The organism is Xanthobacter sp. SG618, assembly GCF_012932745.1.
GTDB lineage: Bacteria > Pseudomonadota > Alphaproteobacteria > Rhizobiales > Xanthobacteraceae > Xanthobacter > Xanthobacter flavus.
Window position 1 is genome coordinate 936,833 of sequence record NZ_JABBHL010000001.1, and the last position, 23,246, is coordinate 960,078.

The 23,246-nt window shown below is 68.9% G+C and carries 21 protein-coding genes; 12 read left to right on the forward strand and 9 right to left on the reverse strand.

The annotated features are described in order from the left end of the window. Positions 1 to 77: 77 nt before the first annotated feature. The 3 genes from FHT36_RS04415 to FHT36_RS04425 all read left to right on the forward strand — a co-directional run bounded on the left by FHT36_RS04415 (position 78) and on the right by FHT36_RS04425 (position 3,959). The gene (locus tag FHT36_RS04415) at positions 78 to 1,910 is read left to right on the forward strand and encodes a type I secretion system permease/ATPase (protein WP_169121255.1); all 1,833 of its coding nucleotides are present in this window, start codon (positions 78 to 80) and stop codon (positions 1,908 to 1,910) included. Positions 1,911 to 1,917: 7 nt separating this feature from the next. Then, positions 1,918 to 3,261, forward strand: a complete 1,344-nt coding sequence (locus FHT36_RS04420) for an HlyD family type I secretion periplasmic adaptor subunit (protein WP_169121256.1) — start codon at positions 1,918 to 1,920, stop codon at positions 3,259 to 3,261. A gap of 62 nt (positions 3,262 to 3,323) precedes the next feature. Next, on the forward strand, positions 3,324 to 3,959 hold the full coding sequence (locus FHT36_RS04425; RefSeq protein WP_169121257.1) for a glutathione S-transferase family protein: 636 nt from the start codon (positions 3,324 to 3,326) through the stop codon (positions 3,957 to 3,959). 22 nt (positions 3,960 to 3,981) lie between these two features. Here FHT36_RS04425 and FHT36_RS04430 read toward each other — a convergent pair whose 3' ends face one another. Then, on the reverse strand, positions 3,982 to 4,731 hold the full coding sequence (locus FHT36_RS04430; RefSeq protein WP_169121258.1) for a sulfite exporter TauE/SafE family protein: 750 nt from the start codon (positions 4,729 to 4,731) through the stop codon (positions 3,982 to 3,984). 138 nt (positions 4,732 to 4,869) lie between these two features. Beyond that, positions 4,870 to 5,577, reverse strand: coding sequence for an aspartate/glutamate racemase family protein (locus tag FHT36_RS04435; RefSeq protein ID WP_169121259.1), 708 nt, complete (start codon positions 5,575 to 5,577; stop codon positions 4,870 to 4,872). A gap of 252 nt (positions 5,578 to 5,829) precedes the next feature. Here FHT36_RS04435 and FHT36_RS04440 point away from each other — a divergent pair, with 252 nt between their 5' ends. From FHT36_RS04440 to FHT36_RS04480, 9 genes are all read left to right on the forward strand, one after another. Next, complete coding sequence (locus tag FHT36_RS04440) at positions 5,830 to 7,524, forward strand: ABC transporter substrate-binding protein (protein ID WP_169121260.1); 1,695 nt, start codon at positions 5,830 to 5,832, stop codon at positions 7,522 to 7,524. A gap of 195 nt (positions 7,525 to 7,719) precedes the next feature. Further along, complete coding sequence (locus tag FHT36_RS04445; RefSeq protein WP_169121261.1) at positions 7,720 to 8,664, forward strand: ABC transporter permease; 945 nt, start codon at positions 7,720 to 7,722, stop codon at positions 8,662 to 8,664. Between the two features lie 8 nt (positions 8,665 to 8,672). Further along, entirely contained in the window at positions 8,673 to 9,554 is an 882-nt protein-coding gene (locus FHT36_RS04450) for an ABC transporter permease (protein WP_169121505.1), read from the forward strand. Next, on the forward strand, positions 9,551 to 10,612 hold the full coding sequence (locus FHT36_RS04455) for an ABC transporter ATP-binding protein (protein ID WP_169121262.1): 1,062 nt from the start codon (positions 9,551 to 9,553) through the stop codon (positions 10,610 to 10,612). The genes FHT36_RS04450 and FHT36_RS04455 overlap by 4 nt, the downstream gene beginning before the upstream one ends. Further along, on the forward strand, positions 10,609 to 10,824 hold the full coding sequence (locus FHT36_RS04460; protein WP_169121263.1) for a hypothetical protein: 216 nt from the start codon (positions 10,609 to 10,611) through the stop codon (positions 10,822 to 10,824). The genes FHT36_RS04455 and FHT36_RS04460 overlap by 4 nt, the downstream gene beginning before the upstream one ends. Then, positions 10,821 to 12,263: an amidase gene (locus FHT36_RS04465; RefSeq protein ID WP_169121264.1), complete on the forward strand. Its 1,443-nt coding sequence runs from the start codon at positions 10,821 to 10,823 to the stop codon at positions 12,261 to 12,263. Before FHT36_RS04460 ends, FHT36_RS04465 begins: the two co-directional genes overlap by 4 nt. Continuing rightward, positions 12,263 to 13,252 (forward strand): ABC transporter ATP-binding protein, encoded by a 990-nt coding sequence (locus FHT36_RS04470; protein WP_169121265.1) that lies wholly within the window; start codon positions 12,263 to 12,265, stop codon positions 13,250 to 13,252. Before FHT36_RS04465 ends, FHT36_RS04470 begins: the two co-directional genes overlap by 1 nt. Further along, positions 13,252 to 14,502, forward strand: coding sequence for a Zn-dependent hydrolase (locus FHT36_RS04475; protein ID WP_169121266.1), 1,251 nt, complete (start codon positions 13,252 to 13,254; stop codon positions 14,500 to 14,502). Before FHT36_RS04470 ends, FHT36_RS04475 begins: the two co-directional genes overlap by 1 nt. After that, positions 14,499 to 14,972 (forward strand): ureidoglycolate lyase, encoded by a 474-nt coding sequence (locus tag FHT36_RS04480; protein ID WP_169121267.1) that lies wholly within the window; start codon positions 14,499 to 14,501, stop codon positions 14,970 to 14,972. The genes FHT36_RS04475 and FHT36_RS04480 overlap by 4 nt, the downstream gene beginning before the upstream one ends. Before the next feature lie 30 nt (positions 14,973 to 15,002). Here the strand turns inward: FHT36_RS04480 and FHT36_RS04485 are convergent, their stop codons facing one another. The 7 genes from FHT36_RS04485 to FHT36_RS04515 all read right to left on the reverse strand — a co-directional run bounded on the left by FHT36_RS04485 (position 15,003) and on the right by FHT36_RS04515 (position 23,231). Beyond that, positions 15,003 to 16,106, reverse strand: coding sequence for an acyltransferase (locus FHT36_RS04485; protein WP_169121268.1), 1,104 nt, complete (start codon positions 16,104 to 16,106; stop codon positions 15,003 to 15,005). Positions 16,107 to 16,269: 163 nt separating this feature from the next. Further along, a complete protein-coding gene (locus FHT36_RS04490; protein ID WP_169121269.1) occupies positions 16,270 to 17,214 on the reverse strand; it encodes a nitronate monooxygenase family protein in 945 nt (314 codons plus the stop codon). Between the two features lie 56 nt (positions 17,215 to 17,270). Next, positions 17,271 to 18,182, reverse strand: coding sequence for an enoyl-CoA hydratase-related protein (locus FHT36_RS04495; protein ID WP_169121270.1), 912 nt, complete (start codon positions 18,180 to 18,182; stop codon positions 17,271 to 17,273). 3 nt (positions 18,183 to 18,185) lie between these two features. Continuing rightward, positions 18,186 to 19,394 carry an acetyl-CoA C-acetyltransferase gene (locus FHT36_RS04500; protein WP_169121271.1) on the reverse strand — a complete coding sequence of 403 codons (1,209 nt, stop codon included), beginning with the start codon at positions 19,392 to 19,394 and terminating at the stop codon, positions 18,186 to 18,188. 24 nt (positions 19,395 to 19,418) lie between these two features. Next, positions 19,419 to 21,224 (reverse strand): long-chain fatty acid--CoA ligase, encoded by a 1,806-nt coding sequence (locus FHT36_RS04505; RefSeq protein WP_169121272.1) that lies wholly within the window; start codon positions 21,222 to 21,224, stop codon positions 19,419 to 19,421. Between the two features lie 10 nt (positions 21,225 to 21,234). After that, positions 21,235 to 22,044 carry an ABC transporter ATP-binding protein gene (locus FHT36_RS04510; protein ID WP_169121273.1) on the reverse strand — a complete coding sequence of 270 codons (810 nt, stop codon included), beginning with the start codon at positions 22,042 to 22,044 and terminating at the stop codon, positions 21,235 to 21,237. A gap of 5 nt (positions 22,045 to 22,049) precedes the next feature. After that, positions 22,050 to 23,231: an ABC transporter substrate-binding protein gene (locus FHT36_RS04515; RefSeq protein WP_169121274.1), complete on the reverse strand. Its 1,182-nt coding sequence runs from the start codon at positions 23,229 to 23,231 to the stop codon at positions 22,050 to 22,052. Positions 23,232 to 23,246: the final 15 nt, after the last annotated feature.

Here is a 23,246-nt window from a genome sequence, read left to right on the forward strand (position 1 = left end):
CGCCGCATACAACGGGGGCTCGGCGCCATTGCGCGTCAAACGAGCATGGCCTGCAGCCGGGCCGGAGACGTTGGGGCATGAGCGTAACGGGATCGAGAGAGCCAGCCGCCTCGGGCGCACCGACGGCGCTGGACCATGCTCTGCGGACGATCCGGCCGGCCTTCGTCAGCGTCGTGGTGTTCAGCTTCTTCATTAACCTCCTCGGCCTCAACGCCTCCATCTACATGATGCAGGTCTATGACCGGGTGCTCGGCAGCCGCAGCATCGAGACGCTGGTGCTGCTCACCCTCATCACCGCCTTCCTCTATCTGGTGTGGGCGGCGCTGGAAGGGCTGCGCTCCCGCCTGCTGGAGCGGGCCGGCATCGCCTTCGACACCAAGGTGGCGGCGGATGTGTTCGATGCCGTGCGGCGCATGGCGCTGCGCGCGCCGGGCAACGGACAGGCGCAGGCGCTGCGCGACCTCGACACGGTGCGCGATTTCTATGCCGGCGCCGGCCTCGCCGCTCTCTGCGACGTGCCGTGGGTGCCCATCTACATGATCTGCGCGACCCTGCTGCATCCCTATTACGGGGTGCTGGCGGTGGCGAGCTGCCTGTTCTCCGGCTTCCTCGCCGTGCTGAACAACCGCGCCACCCGCCAGAGCCTCGCCGAGGCGGGTCGCGCCGGCATCAAGGCGAGCGCCATTGCCACCGCTACCCTGCGCAATGCGGAAGTGCTGAAGGCCATGGGCATGTCCCAGGCGCTGCGCGCGCGCTGGAACGCAGCGCACGAGGACGCCATGGGCTGGCAGAGCCGGGCCGGAGACCGGGGGGCGCTTCTCATCGGCATCACCAAGTTCAACCGGGCGCTGGTGCAGAGCATCGTGCTCGGGCTCGGCGCGTGGCTCGCGATCCAGAAGCAGATCTCGCCCGGCATGATCATCGCCGGCTCCATTCTGGTCGGGCGCTGCATCCAGCCCATCGAGCAGGCGGTGAGCAACTGGAAATCGGTGGTGAACATGCGCACCGCCTATGGCCGCATCCAGCTGCTGCTGCGCGCCGCCCCTCCCCCGCCCGAGCGGCTGCGCCTGCCGGACCCCACGGGAACGGTGAGCGTGGAGAACCTGTTCGTGCGGGCGCCGGTCCGCGAGGTGGCGGTGCTGCGCCAGCTGTCCTTCCGCCTCGATGCCGGGAGCGTCCTCGGCGTCATCGGCCCGACGGCGGCCGGCAAATCCACCCTCGCGCGGGCGTTGGTAGGCGTCTGGCAGGCCGCCTCCGGCGCGGTGCGGCTCGACGGATCGGACCTCGCCCATTGGGACGAGGAGCAACTCGGCCGCCATGTCGGCTACCTGCCGCAGGACGTGGAGCTGTTCGCCGGCACAATCGCGGAGAATATCGCCCGCTTCACCGCGGCCGAGCCGGAGGCCGTGGTGGCGGCGGCGCAGCTCGCCGGGGTTCACGAGATGATCCAGCAGCTGCCGCAGGGCTACAATACCGAGATCGGCGACGGCGGCCTCGCCCTTTCGGGCGGACAGCGCCAGCGCATCGGCCTCGCCCGCGCGGTGTTCGGCCTGCCGGCGCTGATCGTGCTGGACGAGCCCAATGCCAGCCTCGACCCCGCCGGTGAGGCCGCGCTCACCGAAGCGCTGAAGCAGTTGAAGGCAGCGCGCCGCACGGTTGTGCTCATCACCCACAGGCCGGCCGCCCTCGCCCAATGCGATCTCGTGCTCGCGCTCAAGGATGGCGCCGCCCTCGCCTTCGGCCCGCGCGACGAGGTGATGAAGCGCGTCGCCCAGGGTTCGGCGCCCACACAGATGCCTCAGCCGGCAGCCTCTGCCGTGGGCGGCGCACCCACGGTTCGCGTCCGCAAATCCGTTGCCGGCCTCGGCGCCGCGCCGGCCTCGTCGGCCGGTCCGGCGAACCAGCCGTGAGGCGCGCATGACCTCGCCCGCTTTCCCCGACCGCCCCTTCGCCGGCGCCTCGCCCCGGCCTCCCTCGGGCTATCGCAGCGTCGCGCTGCTCGGCTACGCCCTGATCGCCGTCACCTTCCTCGGCTTCGGCGGGTGGGCAGCGATGGCCCGTGTCGACGGCGCCGTGGTCGCGCCGGGCGTGATCGGCGTGGAGAGCAAGCGGCAGGTGGTGCAGCATCTGGAAGGCGGCATCGTCGCCGCCATCCTGGTGCAGGAGGGGCAGACGGTGAGGCGGGACGAAACCCTGTTCCGGCTCGATCCCACCCAGTCGCGGGCCAATGACGAGGCCGCCCTCGCCCAGCGACGCGCCGCCCTGGCCCTGGAAGCGCGCCTCGTCGCCGAGCGGGACAATGCTCCCGCCATCACCTTCCCGCCCGAGCTTCTGGAACTTGCCCGCGTGCCCGCCGTCCGGGAGGCCATGGCCGACCAGATCGCCCAGTTCCGCGACCGCCGCGCCGCCTTCCAGAGCCAGATCGACATCCTGAACGGACGCATCGTCCAGCTCGGCCATGAGCTGGAGGGACTTGCCCAGGAACGTGCCTCGGCCCGGCAGCAATTGGCCTTCGTCGAGGACGAACTGACCGCCGTCCGCGAGCTGGAGCGCAAGCACCTCGTCAACAAGTCGCGCGTCTCCTCGCTGGAGCGGGAAAAGGCGCGGCTGGACGGGCTCGTCGGCCGCAACATTGCCGACGAGGCCAAGGCGCGCGGCTCCATCGGCGAGCAGAAGATGCAGATCGTCCAGCTCACGCAGCAGCGGGCGGAGGACGTCGGCTCCCAGTTGCTGGACATCCGCGAGAAACTGGCGGAGTTGAAGGAGAAGGTTCAGGTCACCCGCAGCGTGCTAGAGCGCATCGAGATCCGCGCCCCCAGCGGCGGGATCGTGCAGAACATCAATCCGCGCATCTACACGGTGGGTGCCGTGGTTCGCCCAGGCGACACGCTGCTGGAGATCGTGCCCGTGGACGCGCCTTTGGTGGTGGAGGCGCGCGTGCCTGTGCAGGACATCGACCGGCTCGACCTCCACGAGGCGGTGGAAGTGCGCTTTCCCGCTTTCCACGGCCGCACAACGCCCATGGTGCTCGGCCATCTCGCGTCGGTGTCGCGCGATCGGCTGGTGGACGAGACCACCCACCAGCCCTATTTCCTCGCCCGCGTCGGCGTGGACGAGACGGACGTGCCGGCCGACCTGCGGAGCCGGCTCCAGCCGGGCATGGATGCGGAAGTCGCCTTCCACACCGGCTCGCGCACCGTGATGAGCTATCTGCTGCGCCCACTGGCCGACGCCATGGCCCGCGCCTTCACCGAGCGCTGAAAGCTCGCGCCCGCGCGCGAACGGGGCTAGAAGCGCCCCGTCGCACAAGCGGAGGACAGCACATGCTGAAGGTCTGGGGCCGCATCAATTCCGTGAATGTGGAAAAGGTGATCTGGACCGCGCAGGAGCTCGGCCTTCCCTTCGAGCGGATCGAGGCGGGCGGCGCGTTCGGCGTGGTGGACACCCCGGACTTCCGCGCCATGAACCCGGTGGGTCGGGTACCGGTGATCGAGGATGACGGCTTCGTGCTGTGGGAATCCAACGCCATCGTGCGCTATCTCGCCACCCGCCACGGGCTCGGCACGCTGATGCCCACTGACCTGCAGCCGCAGGCTGCGGCCGGGCGCTGGATGGATTTCCAGCTCGGCACCGTCGCCGCCCCTCTGAGCGCGCTGACCTGGGGCATTGTGCGCACCGCGCCTGACAAGCGCGATCCGAAGGCCCTCGCGCCGGCCTTCGCCAGTCTCGGCGCGGCGCTGGCCATCGTGGAGGCGGCGCTCGCCGGCCGAAACTATCTGGTGGGCGAGAGACTCACCGTCGCCGATATCCCGCTCGCCTGCTGCGCCCACCGCTGGTTCAACATGCCGCTGGAGGGCACCGGGCTGGAACGGCCCGATTTGCCCAACCTCGCCGACTGGTACGCACGGCTGAAGGCGCGCCCGGCGGTCCAGGGGCTCATGCCGACGCCGCTGACCTGAGCGAACGCGACGGGGCGCGCGCTCAGAAGTGCGTCACCCCGTCATAGATCAGCTTCACGCCGACCACGGCGAGGATGGCATAGACGAGGCCGAAGAAGCGCTCCGGCGAGACCCGCCGCACCAGCCAGACGCCGGCCATGGTCGAGAGCACGGCGATGGGAATCAGCACGGCCGAGGTCGCGAGATTCTGGAACGAGACCTGGCCCAGCGCGAGGAAGAACGGCAGCTTCACCCAGTTCACCACCGCGAAGAAGGCGGTGGCCGTCGCCGCGAACTGCTGCACGGGCAGCGGGCGCCGCAGCAGATAGATCATCAGCGGCGGGCCACCCGCATTGGCGATCATGCTGGTGAAGCCGGAGACGGCGCTCCACACCGCGGCGGCGATGGGACCGGACTCCCCCGGCGTCCGCTTCAGCCGCCGCGACAGGAAGGAGCGCCCCGCCTCCGCCACCGAGAGCACGCCGATGCCGAAGGCCACCGCGGCGTCGGACACGGAGGCCGCGAGGAGATAGCCGAGAACGATGCCCGCGATGGCGCCGGGAAGGGTGCGCAGCAGCTCCTTCCGGCTCCAGCGGCGCCAGTAGGCGTAGAGGCTCACCACATCCTGGACGATCAGCACCGGCAGGATGATGGCGGCCGCTTGGATGGGCGACATCACCAGCGCCAGAATGGGCTGGCCCAGCACCGACAGGCCGGTGAAGCCGCCCTTGGAGAGGCCCACCACAATGGTGGCCGGCACAGCGGCGGCATAGAAGAGGGGATCAACGATCAAGGGGGAACTCGCTGCAGCAGCCGCCCCTCGCGCGGGGACGGGCGCCGGTCGCGCGGAGGCGCCGGCCCCCGCCTATAGCAGCCCCCCCGGCCCGGCACGACAGAAATTCCCCTGCAAGGCCAAGCCCCAGTAAGCCTCTCAGCGCCTCTCCCTGCGGCAGGAGCCGAGCCGCGCGAGGGCCAGCGCCTGCTCGAAGCCGGCTTCGAGGGAATCGATGACGGGCACGGGAGCGGCGACCTCGATCTCGGCCGCGTAACCGGCCAGCGCCGCGCCGCCGAGAATGAGCACATCCGGCGCCTGCGCGGCGATGGTCTCCTCCACCACCCGCGCCACGGCCCAGGTCTTGTCCGAGGAACCGTCCGCATGGCGCGCGGACAGGCCGAGGGCGTCGCCCGGGACCATGGCGATGCCCGCGCAGCGCCCATCCAAGTGGGTGCGGCGCATCAGCTCGCGCAGCATGGCCGGCCATTCGCCGTGCGGCACCACGATGGAGAAGCGTTCGCCCAATTGGAGCGCGGTGAGGATGCTCGCCTCCGCCATTCCGGCAAAGGGGAAGGCGAACGCGCCACGCAGCGCCTCAAGCCCCGGCTCGCCGAAGCACGCGTAGAGGGCGGCATCGAACGGCGGGCGCCCTTCCTCCCGCTCCTTCGCCACGGCCGACGCCACCGCCTCCAGGGCCGCATGGCCCGCCACCGCCGCGGATTGGCGGGTGGTGACATAGGGCTCGCCGAACGTGGCCGTGACGCCGACAAGTTCGACGCCCGCTGGCGCGCGACGGCCCAGCGCCGCCACCATGCGATCGGTCACGGCTTTGCTGGTATTCGCGTTGAGAACCAGAATCTTCAAAGCGCCCTCCCCTGCCCGCCCCAAAGGAAGCACCCGCAGGCCGCGCTGAAAAGCGGCACGCACGCCGCTGAGGCCAAAATGCATGCGATGGACCGCTTCTGCCTAATAGGTGGGCACATGCGTAATTCGTTGATGATTTGACGACGAACTGTTGCAAGCATTCCGTAGCGGCACAAAGGATCGCGGCGGCTTCGACCGCATGGCACAGGGGTTGCTAGCCAGCATGGGCATCGCGCCGAAGAGGACTCGACGATGCTCAAGAAAGACCTGCGCAACAGCCCGGCCAGCCGCCTCCTGCGGACGGCCGCCTTTCTCGTGGCCACGGGGGGCGCCATCGCCGTCCCGGCCCTTCTGGTACCGGGCTTTGCCGCTGCTGAGACCACCCTGCGCATCGGCATGACGGCGGCCGACATTCCGCGCACCCTCGGCCAGCCCGACCAGGGCTTCGAGGGCAATCGCTTCACCGGTCTCACCATGTATGACGCGCTGGTGCTGTGGGATCTGTCCTCGGCCACCAAGCCCAGCGTCCTCGTTCCCGGCCTCGCCACCGAATGGAAGGTGGACGATCAGGACAAGACCAAGTGGGTCTTCAAGCTGCGCCCCGGCGTGACCTTCCATGATGGCTCGCCCTTCAACGCCGATGCCGTGGTGTGGAACGTGGACAAGGTGCTCAACAAGGAGGCACCCCAGTTCGATGCCAGCCAGGTGGGCGTCACCGCTTCGCGCATGCCCACCCTCGCATCGGCGAAGAAGATCGACGACCTGACGGTGGAGTTGACCACCAAGGAGCCGGACTCCTTCCTGCCCTACAACCTCACCAACCTGTTCATGGCGAGCCCCGCCCACTGGCAGAAGCTCTATGAGACGGCCGAGGGCGCCGACGCGAAGGCGAAGGCTGCCGCGGCCTGGACCATCTTCGCCCGCAGCGCCTCCGGCACCGGCCCGTGGAAGATGGCCGCCTTCGTTCCGCGCGAGCGGCTGGAGCTGGTGAAGAACCCCACTTACTGGGACAAGGACCGCATCCCCAAGACCGACCGCATGGTGCTGCTGCCCATGCCCGAGGCCAACGCCCGCACCGCCGCCCTCCTCGCAGGCCAGGTGGACTGGATCGAGGCGCCCGCGCCCGACGCCCTGCCCCAGCTGAAGTCCCGTGGCTTCAAGATCGAGGCGAACGAGCAGCCGCACGTCTGGCCCTGGCAGTTCTCCCGCATCGAGGGCTCGCCGTGGAACGACATCCGGGTGCGCAAGGCGGCGAACCTGTGCATCGACCGTGAGGGGATGAAGGAAGGCCTGCTCGGCGGCCTCATGGCCCCCGCCACCGGCACAGTGGAGCCCGGCCACCCCTGGCGCGGCAACCCCACCTTCCAGATCAAGTATGATGTGAAGGAGGGCCAGAAGCTGATGAAGGAAGCCGGCTTCGGCCCGGACAAGAAGCTGAAGGTGACGACGCAGACGTCGGCGTCCGGCTCGGGGCAGATGCTGCCCCTGCCCATGAACGAATACCTGCAGCAGGCTCTGGCCGAATGCTATTTCGACGTGAAGCTCGACGTGATCGAGTGGAACACGCTGTTCACCAACTGGCGCAAGGGCGCGAAGGACCCCTCCGCCAACGGCTCCAACGCGGTGAACATCACCTACGCCGCCATGGACCCGTTCTTCGCCATGGTGCGCTTCCTCCAGTCCGGCATGGCGCCGCCGGTGTCCAACAACTGGGGCTACATCAACAACCCGAAGTTCGACGAACTGGTGAAGAAGGCGCGCAACTCCTTCGACCCCACCGCGCGTGATGCCGCCCTCGCCGAACTGCACGCGGCCTCGGTGGACGACGCGGCCTTCCTGTGGGTCGCCCACGATGTTGGCCCCCGCGCGCTGAGCCCGAAGATCAAGGGCTTCGTGCAGCCCAAGAGCTGGTTCGTGGACTTCTCGCCGGTGTCCATCAGCCAGTGAGGCGGTGGATCGCGGCGCAGCCGCGAGACGGATGAGGGGGCAGTCACCGGCCAGACGGTGTCGGGGGCCGAGAGGCCCTCACCCCTCACCCCTCACCCCCGACCCCTCTCCCGCAAGGGGAGAGGGGGGAGAACAGAAGCGACCCGCGCGGAGCCCGTCAGCTCCGCGCCCCATCAGCATCCACAAGGTGGCCCCGTGCTGGTCTATGTCCTCAGGCGCATCGTCTACGTGATCCCCATCGTCGTCTCGGTGGCGCTGGTGTGCTTCCTTCTGGTGCACATCACACCCGGCGACCCGCTGGTGGCGGTGCTCCCGCCCGACGCCTCCGCGGAACTCGCGGCGCAGATGCGCGCGGCCTACGGCTTCGACCAGCCGCTGCCGGTGCAGTTCGGCATCTGGATCTGGAAGGCGCTGCACGGCAATCTCGGCACCTCCATCGCCACCGGCCGGCCCGTGCTCAGCGAAGTCACAGCGGCGGTGGGCAACACCTTCATCCTCGCCGTGACGGCCGCCTTCATCGGCTTCGTGATGGGCGCGTTCTTCGGCCTCATCGCCGGCTATTTCCGCAACACCTGGGTAGACAAGCTCGCCACCTCCATCGCGGTGGCCGGTGTTTCCGTGCCCCATTACTGGCTGGGCATGGTGCTGGTCATCATCTTCTCGGTGTGGCTCAACTGGCTGCCCGCCGTGGGCATGGGGCCGGGCGGCTGGGCGTGGAACTGGGAGCATCTGCGCTTCCTCATCCTGCCCGCCGTCACCATGTCGGTAATCCCCATGGGCATCGTGACGCGCACGGTGCGCGCGCTGACCGGCGACATCCTCTCGCAGGATTTCGTCGAGGCGCTGCGCTCCAAGGGCCTCAGGGAAACCCAGGTGTTCCGCCACGTGGTGAAGAACGCCCTGCCCACCGCCATCGCCGTCATGGGCCTCCAGCTCGGCTATCTGCTGGGCGGCTCGATCCTCATCGAGACGGTGTTCTCCTGGCCGGGCACCGGCTTCCTCTTGAACTCGGCGATCTTCCAGCGCGACCTGCCGCTGCTGCAGGGCACGATCCTCGTGCTGGCGCTGTTCTTCGTCTTCCTCAACCTCGTGGTGGACATCGCCCAGGCGGCGATCGACCCGCGCATCAAGAGGGCCTGATCGTGGCGATGACCAGCGACGCCGCCCTCGAGGCGGCCCCCGTCGAGAAGGCCCGCGGCTACTGGGCGACGGTGGCCCGCCGCCTCTCCCGCGACAAGGTGAGCATGGCCTGCGCGGCCATCCTCATCCTCATCGTGCTCGCCGCCATCTTCGCACCCTGGCTCGGCCTCGCCGATCCCTACCAGGGCTCCATGATCCGCCGGCTGCGCCCCATCGGCACGCCGGGCTATCCGCTGGGCACCGACGAGCTCGGCCGCGACATGCTCTCCCGCCTCGTCTATGGCGGGCGCCTCTCGCTGCTCATCGGCATCCTGCCGGTGATCCTCGCCTTCGGCATCGGAACCAGCCTCGGGCTGCTGGCCGGCTATCTCGGCGGCAAGGTCAACACGATCATCATGCGTACGATCGACGTGTTCTACGCCTTCCCCTCCGTGCTGCTGGCCATCGCCATCTCCGGCGTGCTGGGGGCCGGCATCGTCAATTCCATCGTGTCGCTCACCGTCGTGTTCGTGCCGCAGATCACCCGCGTGGCGGAGAGCGTCACCACCTCGGTGCGCTCGCTCGACTTCGTGGATGCGGCGCGGGCATCGGGCGCCTCGGCGCTCACCATCATGCGCGTCCATATGCTGGGCAACGTGCTGGGGCCGATCTTCGTCTATGCGACGGGCCTCATCTCCGTCTCCATGATCCTCGCGGCGGGCCTCTCCTTCCTCGGCCTCGGCACACGGCCGCCGGAGCCCGAATGGGGCCTGATGCTGAACACCCTGCGCACCGCCATCTACGTCAATCCGGGCGTGGCGGCGCTGCCGGGCGTGATGATCTTCGCCGTCTCCATCTGCTTCAACATGCTCAGCGACGGGCTGCGCAGCGCCATGGACATCCGCAATTGAGCACCATCGAACCTCTTGAGGATCTCGGCGGACCGGCCCAGCCGCTGCTCGCCGTCAACAGCCTCACCAAGCACTTCCCCATCGGCGGCGGCCTGTTCGCCGAGAAGAAGACCGTGCGGGCGGTGGACGACGTGTCCTTCGCCGTCGCCAAGGGCGAAACGCTCGGCATCGTGGGCGAGAGCGGCTGCGGCAAGTCCACCACCGCGCGCCTCCTCATGCACCTCATGCCGCGCACCTCCGGCGAGATCCTGTTCGACGGGCAAGTCGTCGGCTACAGCCTCTCCCTGCGCGAGTTCCGGCGCGGGATGCAGATGGTGTTCCAGGACAGCTATGCGTCCCTGAACCCGCGCCTCACCATCGAGGACAGCATCGCCTTCGGCCCCAAGGTGCACGGCGTCTCCGACAAGGAGGCGCGGGCACTGGCGCGCGAGCTGATGGGCAAGGTGGGCCTGCGCCCCGAAGTCTTCGCCAATCGCTATCCCCACGAGGTCTCCGGCGGCCAGCGCCAGCGCGTGAACATCGCCCGCGCTCTTGCCTTGAAGCCTCGGCTCGTCATCCTCGACGAGGCAGTCTCGGCGCTGGACAAGTCGGTGGAAGCGCAGGTCCTGAACCTGCTTACCGACCTCAAGCGCGAGTTCGGCCTCACCTACGTCTTCATCAGCCACGACCTCAACGTCGTCCGCTACATCTCCGACCGCGTGCTGGTGATGTATCTCGGGCAGGTCGTGGAGGTTGGGCCGGTGGACGAGGTGTGGGAGGCCCCTGCCCACCCCTACACGCGCGCTCTGCTCGCCGCTATGCCGGCCCTCGACCCGGACAAGCGCACCGAGACGCCGCCGCTCTCGGGCGATCCGCCCAACCCCATCGACCCGCCTGCCGGCTGCCGCTTCCACACCCGTTGTTCCTTCGCCGAAGAGGTGTGCGGCCGCGTCGGCCCGGCGCTCTCCCCGGCGACACCTGGCGATACGGCGCCCGATGCCCATCTCGCCGCCTGTCACATGGTGATCCCGGGCTCCGGCCACAGCCGCGCGCCCGCCGCGACGGAGGTCGCCGCATGAGCCAGCATCTTTCGTCTGAAGACGCCGCCGCCATCATCCGCGCCGCCGGCCTCGATCTTCCCGCCAGTGATGCGGCGCGCATCGCTTCCGGCATTTCGCCGGGCCTCGCAGCCTTCTTGGCCATCGCCGGAACCCTGCCGTTCGATCTGGAGCCGGCGACCTTCCTCGCGGTGCAGCGGCCCTGCGCGGAGCCGAAGGAGGGCGGCCAATGAGCCTGTCGCTCCGCCCCTCCGCCGGCGCGCCGGCCGATCCGGCGCTGATGACGCTCGCGGAAGCCGCCATGGCCATCCGCGCCGGCGTGCTCTCCTCCCGCGAGGCGACGGAAGCGTGCCTGGCCCGCATCGCGCGGCTCCAGCCAGCGCTCAACGCCTTCATCGCCATCGAGCCGGAAGCGGCGCTGGCCGCCGCCGATGCGGCCGATGCCGCGCTGGCGCAGGGCGAGGTGAAGGGCCTGCTGCACGGCCTGCCCCTCGCCCACAAGGACATGTTCTACGAGGAAGGCCTCGTCTCCACCTGCGGCTCGAAGATCCTGCGGGACAAGGTGGCGACGACCAATTCCACGGCGCTCGCCCGTATCAAGGCGGCGGGCACGGTGCGGCTGGGCGCGCTGCACATGGTGGAGTTCGCCTACGGCCCCACCGGCCACAACGCCCATTTCGGCGCCGCGCGGAACCCGTGGAACACCGCCCATGTCACCGGCGGCTCCTCCTCCGGCTCGGGGGCGGCGGTGGCAGCGCGGCTCACCTATGGCGCGCTCGGCTCAGACACCGGCGGCTCCATCCGCATGCCCGCGCATTTCTGCGGCGTCACGGGGCTGAAGAGCACGGTGGGGCTCGTGAGCCGCTACGGCGCCATGCCGCTCTCCTTCTCCCTCGACACCATCGGCCCGCTGGCCCGCACGGTGGAGGACTGCGCCATCCTGCTCAGCCTCATGGCCGGGCATGATCCGCTCGATCCCACCACCGCCACCGCCCCGGTGCCGGACTATCTCGCCGCCGCCGAAGGCCGCCTCAAGGGCCTTACCATCGGCATACCCGATGCCTTCTATGTGGACGATCTCGACCCCGAAGTCGCCCGCGTGCTGGACGAGACCATCGCGACGCTGAAGCGCGGCGGCGCGCGCATCGTCAGCGTGTCGTTGCCCGACCAGATGAAGCTCTCCGGCGCCTCGCAGGTGGTGCTGAACTGCGAGGCCTCCGCCAGCCACAAGGCGTGGCTTCTGGAGCGCCCGCAGGATTACGGCCCGCAGATCCGCTCCCGGCTGGAGAACGGCTTCGCCATCCCCGCCGTGACCTATCTGGAAGCGCTCCGCTGGCGCGGGCCGGCGCTGGCCGAGCATCTGGCGGCGGTCGCCGAGGTGGATGCCGTGCTCGCCCCCACCGCTCCCATGCCCGCCCCCACCATCGCCGAGACCGACACGGACGGCGGGCTGGGCGCGGAGGCGATGATCCAGCGCATCACCCGGTTCACCCGGCCGGTGAATTATCTCGGCCTGCCCACCGTGAGTCTGCCCTGCGGCTTCACCGGCGCAGGACTTCCCGTCGGCTTGCAGGTGATCGGCCGGCCGTTCGCCGAGACAACGCTGATCCGCATCGGCGCCGCCTTTCAGCGCGAAACCGATTTCCACGAACAGATGCCGGAGGAGGCATGATGGCTGCTGTCCCAACGCCCCTCGTCGATATCCGCGACCTCACCATCCGCTTCACCGGCGAGCGCACCGTCCATGCGGTGAACGGCGTGTCGCTCTCCCTCGGCGAGGGCGAGGTGCTCGGGCTGCTGGGGGAATCCGGCTCGGGCAAGAGCGTCACCATGCGCGCGCTCATGCGCCTCCTGCCCAAGCGGCGCTCGGTGATCTCCGGCAGCGTACATGTGGCGGGGCAGGATGTGCTCGCCATGGACGACGCCACGCTCTCCGACTTCCGCGGCCGCACCGTCTCCATGATCTTCCAGGAGCCCGCTCTGGCGCTGGACCCGGTCTACACCATCGGCCGGCAGATTTCGGAATCGGTGATGCGCCACGAGGGCGCGAGCCAGCGCGACGCAACGGCCCGCGCGCTGGAGATGCTGGAGCTGGTGCGCATCCCCTCGGCGAAGCGCCGGCTGGATGCCTATCCCCACGAGATGAGCGGCGGCATGCGCCAGCGCGCCATGATCGCGCTCGCTTTGGCCTGCCGCCCCAAGATCCTTCTGGCGGACGAGCCCACCACCGCGCTCGATGCCACGGTTCAGATCCAGATCCTGCTGCTGCTGCGCGAGCTGCAACGGGAGATGGGCATGTCGGTGATCTTCGTCACCCACGATATCGGCGTCGCCATCGAGATCTGCGACAAGGTGGCGGTGATGTATGCCGGCCAGATCGTGGAGACCGGCACGCTGGGCGAGATCGTCCGCACGCCGCAGCATCCCTATCCGCGCGGGCTGCTCGCCTCCACCGTGCATGGGGCGGCGCGAGGGGCGCGGCTGGAGACCATCCCCGGCACGCCGCCCTCCCTCGACAAGGCGCCCGTCGCCTGCTCCTTTGCGCCGCGCTGTGCCTTCGCGCAGCCGCGCTGCACCGTCGCGCCGCCGCCGCTCGTCCATCTCGGCCCCGGCCGCGACGTGCGCTGTGTTCTGGCTGAAACCCCCGTTCCGGTGAATTGATGTCCGCACCCGCCTCCAACCTGACCATTGACGCCGACCGCCTCTGGAGCAGCATCATCGAGACCGCCCGCTTCGGCGGCACCGAGAAGGGCGGCGTGCGCCGTCTCACCTTGTCGGAAGAGGACCGGCAGGTGCGCGACTGGTTCCGCGCCGCCTGCGAGGCCGCCGGCTGCACCGTGAGCGTGGACGGCCTCGGCAATATGTTCGCTCTGCGGCCGGGGAAGGACATGACCAAGCTGCCGCTCGGCATCGGCTCGCACCTCGACACCCAGCCCACCGGCGGCAAGTTCGACGGCATCCTGGGCGTGATGGCGGCGCTGGAAGTGGTGCGCACGCTCAATGACGCGGGCATCGAGACCGAGGCGCCCATCTGCGTCTGCAACTGGACCAACGAGGAAGGCTCCCGCTTCGCCCCGGCCATGATGGGCTCGGCGGGCTACGTGGCCGACCTGCCGGTCTCCGACATCCTCGCCCGCACCGATGCGGAGGGCATCAGCGTCGGCGCGGCGCTGGACGCCATCGGCTATCGCGGCCCGGAAGAGGTGGGCGCGCGGAAATTCTCCGGCTTCCTCGAACTGCACATCGAGCAGGGGCCGATCCTGGAGGCGGAGGGGCTTCCCATCGGCGTGGTGGAACACGGCCAGGGCATCATCTGGTACGACGGCCGCATCAGCGGCTTCGAGAGCCATACGGGCTCCACGCCCATGCATCTTCGCAAGGATGCGCTTGCCGCCCTCTCCGAGATCGTGCTGGCCATCGAGGGCCTCGCCAAGGCCCATGGGCCGAACGCGGTGGGCAGCGTCGGCGAGGCGGTGATCGCGCGGCCCTCGCGCAATGTGATCCCCGGCGAGATCGCCTTTTCCGGCGAGTTCCGCACGCCGGACGCCGCCATTCTGGATGCTCTCGACAAGGCGCTTCAGACGCAGGTCAAGGAGATCGCCGCGCGGCGGAAGGTGGACATCCGCCTCGACACCATCTGGCGCAAGGAACCCACCCATTTCGACCCGGCCATGACCGGCGCCATCGCCGCCGCCGCCGACCGGCTCGGCCTGCCGCACCGGCCCATCGTCTCCGGCGCGGGGCATGACAGCTTCCACCTCGCCACCGTGGTGCCCACCGCCATGATCTTCGTGCCGTGCAAGGACGGCGTGAGCCACAACGAGCTGGAATCGGCCAAGCCAGAGGAGTGCGCCGCCGGCGCCAATGTGCTGCTGCACGCGGTGCTCGCGGTGGCGGGCGGCGGCGCGTGAGGCCTCTCGTCCCGCGCCCGCTGACGGCGGCGGCCTTCGCGCCCTATGGCGAGGTGTTCGCGGTGCCGGAGACGGTGGGCGTGCGCACCTCCTTCGACAAAGGTCTCGCCAACCTGAAGCCCGATGCGCCCGCCAGCCTCTCCATCATTCTCGCCGCGCCGGTGCCGCAGCCGGTGGCGGTGGAGGTGATCGAGCGGCATATCTTCACCTCCCAGAGCTTCGTGCCCATGGCACCCGCGCGCTGGGTGATCGTGGTGGCGCCGGGCACGGCCGAGGACGGGCCGGACCTCGCGGCGGCGGAAGCCTTCCTGCCCGCGCCGGGACAGGGCATCACCCTGGCGCCGGGCACCTGGCACGCCCCGCTGACCGTGCTCGATGCCCCCGCCCCGTTCGCGCTCCTCATGTGGCGCGACTACGGGCCGGACGACGAGGAGGTGATCCCCATTCCGGCCATGGCGGTGGCCCTCTAAGCCCGCCCAGCGCCTGAGCGAACGCAGCGCTCACGCCTCGGCCAGCCGCGCCCGCCCCCATTTGCGGACGGCGTGCAGGCCATCCAGCACCGGCCGCTCCACCAGCACCAGAAACAGGCTGGCGATGAGGAACGTCGCGAGCGCGGTGAGCGCAAACAAGAGCGCGAGCCCTGCCACGCCCAGAGGCGCGAAATGAACGAAGGCCCATGCCGCCGGCCCGACGATGAGCGGCACATGCACCAGATAGAGCGGGAAGGAGAGCGCGCCGAGATGCTGCAGCGCCGGCCGCTCGAACAGGTCACGCAGCCATGGCGTGGTGAGAAAGGCGATGATGACGAGCAGCGCCCCCGCCTCCCGCCATCCCTCGGCGCCGAGGCGGGAGAGGATGGCGTCGGCAAGGCCCGGCCCGTCCGCATGGCCGGGATAGGTGGCGCCGAGCACGAGGCCGAGGAGCGCGAGCAGCGTCCCCCACATGGGCAGCGGCCTCAGCCAGCCGCGCAGCTCGAACAGCAGCGCCCCGCCGCAAAAGGCGGCGAGTGAGAAATTGCCGGCGATCGCAAGACCAACGAGCCCCGCCACCAGCGCCGGCACCCGTGCCGGGCCGCGTATGAGAGCATAGCCGCCATAGATGAGGAACGAGCCCGTCAGCTCAATGCGCATGGTCCATAGCGGATTGTCGAACAGCGGCTGGCCCTTCTGCACGAACACCCCCACCGCCCCTTCCCACGCCGCCACCCACAAGGGTGGGAGGGGCGGCTGATGGGTCCAGCGGAACCACGAACTGCCGGAGATCGCCTGCGCCGCCTTGCCCGCATCGGGAAAGCCGGTGATCCAGAACCAGGCGATGAGCGAGCCGGCGAGCGCCGGCAAGGCGAGGCGGAAGTACCGGAGGCCGATCAACAGCGGCGCTTCCTTCAGCGTGCGCGGCGCCGAGGCGGCCAGCACGAAGCCGCTCAAGGCGAAGAAGACGGCGACGGAGAAATGCCCGTTCCACAGCACCGCCAGCGGCGTGTCGGAGACCGAAAAACCCGTGCGGCCCCAGGAGCGGAAGGGACCGGGCGTGAAGGCGTAGAAGAAATGGAAGATCGCCACCGTGCAGGAGGCAAAGCCCCGCAGGCCATCGAGACTTGTCACGCGCCCAAGGGGAGGCTCGACATGGGGCGGATCGATGAGGTGCGTTCCGGAAACGGGCATCGGGCAGGCGTTAGGGGCAGCAAGCGGGAGCCAGACCGTAACCCCGGCGTCGGCGCGGGTCCATCACCTGCTCCGACGCGCCCCCATTCCGCCAATTGGCTGGTCAGGCCCCGGCGAACGCATCCGAGCAAAGCGCCTTGAGCGCCGCGCGATATTCGTCCCCGAGGCGCGCGCACAATTCGGCGGCGCCCGGCAGATCGGCGATGCCGCCCACCCCCTGCCCCGCCGACCACACGGTCTTCCACGCCTTGGCCTCGTTGGACATGTCGAGCTTGGCGTGACCCTGGAGATTGTCCGGGTCGAGCCCGGCGGCGCGGATGCTGGGCTTCAGGAAATTGGCGTTCACGCCGCTGATGGCCGGCGTGTAGAGGATGTCGGCAGCTGCGGAGGACAGGATCATGTCCTTGAACTCCTGCTGCACCATGGCCTCGCGGGTGGCGATGAAGCGCGTGCCCATATAAGCGAGGTCCGCCCCGGCCGCGCGGGCGGCGAGGATCTGTGCGCCGGTATTGATGGCGCCAGCCATCAGGATGGTGCCGGCGAACACCTGCCGGATCTCGGTGACGAGGGCGAAGGGGCTGATCTGCCCCGCATGGCCGCCCGCGCCGGCCGAGACGGCGATGATGCCGTCCACGCCCGCTTCCGCCGCCTTCTCCGCATGGCGGCGGCTGATGACGTCGTGGAATACGACGCCGCCATAGGAATGCACCGCCTTCACGAGATCGGGCACCGCCCCGAGCGAGGTGATGACGAGCGGCACCTTCTCCTCGACGCAGATGGCGAGGTCCGCCTCGACGCGCGGATTGGACTTGTGAACGATGAGGTTGACGCCGAAGGGCGCGGCATCCTCCACCTCGGCGAGGCGTGCTTTGATCTCGCGCACCCAGTCGCGAAAGCCCTCGCTGGTACGGGCGTTCAGCGCCGGAAAAGTGCCGACCATGCCCGAGCGCGACACCTCGACCACGAGGTCGGGGCCGGACGTGAGGAACATGGGTGCGGCGACGGCGGGGATTTTCAGGCGGCCCTCGAAGGCGGCGGGAAGCGGCATGGGATGGTCCTTGTTCTGGCGCGGCGTGGCCGCGTGTTCTGGATCCGGGAACCCGCTCAGACAGCGGCCGCCTTGGCGGCCTGGCGGGCAAAGAAAGCGGCGATCTTTTCCTGCGCCTGCGGGCTCTGAATGAGGGCAGCGCAATAGTCGCGCTCCACTTTCAACGCCTTGTCCAGGGGCAGGCGCGCGCCCTCGAACACGCAGGACAGGATGGCGCGCGGCGCGGGATCTTCCCCCCGGGTCCGCGCCAGCACACGGGCATTCCACAGGGCGAAGAGATCGCCTGCGGCCGTGCTGGTGGGTGCGAGGCCCGGCAGGCGAAAGCCCTTTACATCCCATGGCGCGACCGGGTTGACCCGTCCCCCGCGCAAGGCGGCTTTGGCAGCGGGAATGAGATCCTCCGCAGCCACAATGGCGTCGGTGAGCCCGGCCGCCTGCGCCTCGGCGGCGCTCATGGGCCGGCCGTCCACCAGGATCGGCAAGGCGGCGGCGATGCCGAGGCGGCGCAGCACGCGCTGGGTTCCGCCAGCGCCGGGCAAGATACCGAGCGTGACCTCCGGCAGTCCAAAGAGGCCCTTGGGATTATCAGCGACGAGCCGGCGATGGCAGGCGAGCATCAGTTCCAGCCCCGCTCCCAGCGCCGTGCCGGGCGCGGCGGCGACCACCGGCTTGCCGCACGTCTCGAGCCTACGGAACAGCGCCCCCATGCGGCCAATGCGGCGCGCCGCTTCCGGCAATGTCACGTCCGGTGCCGCGAGGCCGTTCATGATGGCGAGATCCGCCCCGGCGAGGAAGGACGACTTTCCCGAGGTGACGATGATGCCGGAGACGGCGCCGTCCGCCGCCAGCCGCTCCACCTCGGCCTCCAGCGCCTCCACCAGCTCCCAGCCCAGCGTGTTCACCGATCGGCCGGGCTGGTCGAGGATGAGAATGGCGATGCCGTCGCCGTCGATCTCCGTGCGCAGCATGGCTCAGACCCGTTCGATGATGGTGGCGACGCCCATGCCGGCGCCGATGCACAAGGTGGCAAGCGCCGTGGCCTTGCCCGTTCGCTCCAGCTCGTCGAGCACGGTGCCGAGGATCATGGCTCCGGTGGCGCCGAGCGGGTGGCCCATGGCGATGGCGCCGCCGTTCACGTTCACCTGCGCGGGGTCGAGCCCCAAGGCGTCGATGAAGCGCAGCGCCACGGCGGCGAACGCCTCGTTGATCTCGAAGAGGTCGATGTCCGCGACACTCATCCCCGCCCGCTTCAGCGCCTTCTCGGCCGCGAAGGACGGCGCGGTGAGCATAATGGTGGGTTCCGAGCCGATCTCTGCGAAGGCGCGGATGCGCGCGCGCGGCCTCAGGCCCGCCGCCGCCCCGGCCTCCCGCGTGCCGATGAGCACGGCCGCCGCGCCGTCCACGATGCCGGAGGAGTTGCCGGCGTGGTGGACATGGGCGATCTCGCCGACTTCGGGATAGCGCAGGCGCGCAATTTCGTCGAAGCCGGGGTCCGCCCCCATGGCGGCGAAGGCGGGCTTGAGGCGGGCGAGATCTTCAACGCTGGAATTGCCCCGCACCGTCTCGTCGCGGTCCAGCATCACCTCGCCGATATGGTCGGTGACCGGCACGATGGAGCGGGCGAAGCGGCCTTCCGCCCAGGCCCGCGCGGCACGGTGGTGGCTCTCCACGGCGAAGGCATCCACCGCAGCGCGGTCATAGCCCCATTTGGTGGCGATGAGATCGGCGCTGATGCCCTGCGGCACGAAGCGGGTGGCGAAGGCCACGTCCGGGTCCTGGCTCCACGCCCCGCCGTCCGAGAGGATGGGAATGCGCGACATGCTCTCGCAGCCGCCGCCGATCACCATATCCGCCTGGCCGGCCATCACCTTGGCGGAGGCCATGTTGACCGCTTCCAGCCCGGAGCCGCAGAAGCGGTTGATCTGCACGCCCGCCACCTCATCGTCATAGCCCGCGCGCAGCGCGGCGATGCGCGGCAGGCACTGGCCCTGCTCGCCGATAGGCATGACGACGCCCATCACGATGTCGCTCACCGCCGCCGTGTCGAGGGCGGTGCGGTCGCGCAGAGCGGAAAGCACGGTGGCGGCGAGATGCACCGGCGTTGCCGCATGCAGCGCGCCATCCGGCTTGCCGCGGCCGCGCGGGGTCCGCACATGGTCGAAGATGTAGGCGTCTGGCATGGAGGGTCCTTGCAGCCGCGCCGCTCAGGCGTAGAGGCCTTCGATCTCGGTGGCGTATTTCTTCTGGATGTTGGAGCGGCGGATCTTCATGGTCGCCGTCACCTCGTCGTCGTCGTGGTCCAGCTCCTTGGTGAGGAGGTGGAAGCGGCGGATGTGGGAGACCTGCGCCAGCTCCGCATTGGCCTTTGCGACTTCGCCCTCGATCAGCGCGCGAACCTGCGGATTTTCGACGAGATTGCGGAAATTGGTGTAGGCGAGCGACTTCTCCTCCGCCCATTTGCCCACCGTCTCGAAATCGATCTGGATGAGCGCGGAGACATATTTGCGCGCCTCGCCGATGACGATGCATTCCTTGATGAAGACGCTGGACTTCGCGACGTTCTCGATCTCCGACGGGCTCAAATTCTTGCCGCCCGCCGTAATCATGATGTCCTTGAGGCGATCCACGATCTTCACCTGATCGCCCACCATCTCCACCACATCGCCGGTGTGGAGCCAGCCGTCGCGCAGCGCTGCGGCCGTCGCCTCCTCGTTGCGGTAGTAGCCGGCGAAGACGAGGTCGCCCTTCACCAGCAGTTCGTTGTGTGGGCCGAGCTTCACCTCGACGCCCTCCGCAGCCGGGCCGACGCAACCGGGGCGCAGGTCGTCGAGCCGCTGGCCGGTGCACATGCCGGTGGTCTCGGTGGCGCCGTAGACCTCCACCAGAGGCACGCCAAGGGTGCGGAAGAAGCGCACGATGTTGGGCGAGATGGGCGCCGCACCGGTCATCGCCACCTTCGCGCGCCTGAGGCCGATGAAGTTCTGCAGGGCGCGGAAGTAGAGCAGGTAGGCCACGAAGAAGAGCGCGCGCTCCGTCAGCGTCCGCGCCGAGGGATGCCTCTCGGCGAATGGCTCGCACGCCTTCACGAGGCGCTCGTAGAGCGCGCGTCGCAGGCCGCCTGCTTCCATCATCTTGATGGTGATGGAGGCTGCCAGCTTCTCCCAGATGCGCGGCACGCCGAGGAACATGGAGGGCGCGACCTCCCGCAGATCCTCCTGGATGGTGCGGATGCTCTCGCCGAAATTGACCTGCGAGCCCAGATAGATGGGGGCCATGGTGGTGAGCATCTGCTCGGCCACGTGGCAGAGCGGCAGGTAAGAGACGTGGGTGGTGGTCTCGTCGAGCCCCAACCGCTCGGCGAGCGCAATCGCCTCGGCGCGCAGGTTGCGATAGGTGAGCATCGCGCCCTTGGGCTTTCCGGTGGAGCCCGAGGTGTAGATCATCAGTGCCACATCGGAGAGCGACTGGCGCGCCAGCGCCTCCTCGATGATCCAGGGCTGGGCGGCGCGGTGGGCGGCGCCCATCTCGATCATCGCGTCGAAAGCGATGACCTCGCCGCCCGCATAGGTGCGCAGGCCCTTCTTCTCCACCACCACGATGCGCCGGAGCTTCGGCAGTTCCGCCCGGCGCTCCAGCACCTTGTCCACCTGCTCCTGGTCCTCGCAGACGACGATCTCCGCCTCCGCATGGCCGAGCACGTAGGCCACCTCGTTGGCCGGGCTGGTGGGATAGACGCCCACAGTGACCGCGCCGAGGAGGCCGGCGCCGAGCTGCGTCAGCACCCATTCGATGCGGTTTTCCGAGAGCACCGCCACATGCCCGCCCTCGGGCAGACCGAGGGCACGAAGGCCATGCCCGGCGAGGGCGGCGCGCTCGAAATAGGCCTGCCACGACACCGGGTTCCAGATGCCGAAATCCTTCTGGCGAATGGCCGTACGGGCACCGATGCGCTGCGCGTTGAGGCGTAGCATCTGCGGCAGGGTGAGGTCGGGAAAGCCAAGTGCGGTCATGGTCGCGCGCTCACGAAAGCCAGCGCTTGCGGCGCTTGTAGTGCTTGATGTCGCGGTAGCTTTTCGCCCCCGCCTCCCCGGCCATGCCAAGGTAGAATTCGCGCACGTCCTGGTCCGCCATCAGCCGCTCGGTGGGGCCGTCCAGCACGATCTTGCCGGTCTCCATGATGTAGCCGTAGTGGGAGACCGCGAGCGCCACCGCCGCATTCTGCTCCACCAGCAGCATGGAGACGCCCCGCTCGCGATTGATGCGGGCGATGATGGTGAAGATCTCCTCCACCAGCTTGGGCGAGAGCCCGAGGGAGGGCTCATCCAGCAGGATCAGCTTCGGCTCCGCCACCAGCGCGCGGCCGATGGCCAGCATCTGCTGCTCACCGCCGGAGAGATAGCCGGCGCGGCCGTTGCGGCGCTCGTGCAGGCGGGGGAAGTATTCGTAGACCGCCTCAAAGTTCGTGGGCTTCGCCTTGCGCCCGGTGAGCGCATAGGTGGCGGCGACGAGGTTTTCCTCCACCGAGAGATCCTCGAAGATGCGCCGCCCCTCCATCACGTGGAACAGGCCGCGGCGCACCAGGTCGTGCGGCTTGAGCGCGCCGCTCGGCGCGCCGTCGAAGGTGATGGCGCCGGAGGTGACGTCGCCGTCCTCCAGCGCGAGAAGGCCGGAGACCGCCTTGAGGGTGGTGGACTTGCCGGCGCCGTTGGAGCCCAGCAGCGCCACCACCTTTCCGGCCTCCACCTTCAGCGACAGGCCGCGCAGCACCTGGATCGTCTTGTTGTAGACGACCTCGATGTTGGAGATGTCGAGTATGGCGTGCGCGGTCATCGCCATCACTTCTTCAGGCTGATCCAGTCGGACGCCGGCTTCATCTGCTTGTCGGCGGCGTTGAACTGGTAGATGCGGCCGACGGGGACGGAGTTTCCGGGCACCGAGATCGGCACACCGATGATGCCGCCCGTGTCAAAGTCCTTGATAGAGTTGAGCGCGGCCTTGAGGGTCTTGCCGTTCAGCTCCTTGCCCGCCGCCAGCGTGCGCTTGGCCGCCTCACCCATGAGCATGGCGGTGAGGAAGCCCTGCATGTAGCCCGTCGCCTGGTAGGTGGGGCGCAGCTTGCGGATCTTCTCGAGGATCGGCGCGTCGGGCGAGGTGTCGTAATAGTAGCGATACGGCATCACGCCCATGAAGCCGTCCGCCGGGGCGCCCACATTGGCCCAGAGCGAGTTGTCCATGGACCAGAAGGTGCCCATGAACTTGGTCTTGAGCCCGAGCTGCTTGGCCTGCGACATGAATTCCGGCAGCGGCGCCAGCACGTAGCCGTGAAAGATGGTGAAGTCCGGATTGGCGCGGCGCAGCTTCAGCACCTCGGTCGACACGTCCACCGCGGTGGGCGGCGTGACGATCTGCGCCACCACGTCGAGGCCCATCTCCTTCGCGCGCTTCACGCTCGCCTCGATGGGATCGCGGCCGAACTCGGTGTCCGAATTCACGAAGACGAGTTTCGCCCCCGGCTGCGCCTTGGCGATGTATTCGAGCAGGATGGCGAACATCTCCACATAGTCCGGCCCGGCCATGAACTGGAACGGATACTTCTCGGGATTGTTCAGCTCGCTGCCGAAGGAGGCGCCGGCCATGAGGATGGTGCCGCGGCGGTTCAGCTCCTCGTTGATGGTCTTGGCGAAGCCGGTGCTGTCGCCATAATAGAGATGGATGTCGTTCTGGGTGGTGAGCTTGTTGAACACCGCCACCGAGGTATCCACCTTGTAGGCGGTGTCCTCATAGGCGAGGCGCAGCTTGCGCCCGGCGATGCCGCCCGCCTCGTTGGTGAGCTTCACATAATCGGACATCCCCGCCTCGATGGCGACACCGGCGAAGGCGAACACGCCGGTGAGCGGGATGGACCCGCCGATGACGATCTCCTTCTCCTGCGCGTAGGCGGTGAAGCCCGGAAAGGCCGAGGCCAGGCCGGCGCCGGCGGCGAGGCCCATGATCTGGCGTCTGTTGAGACTGGTCATTGGCGTTTGCTCCCT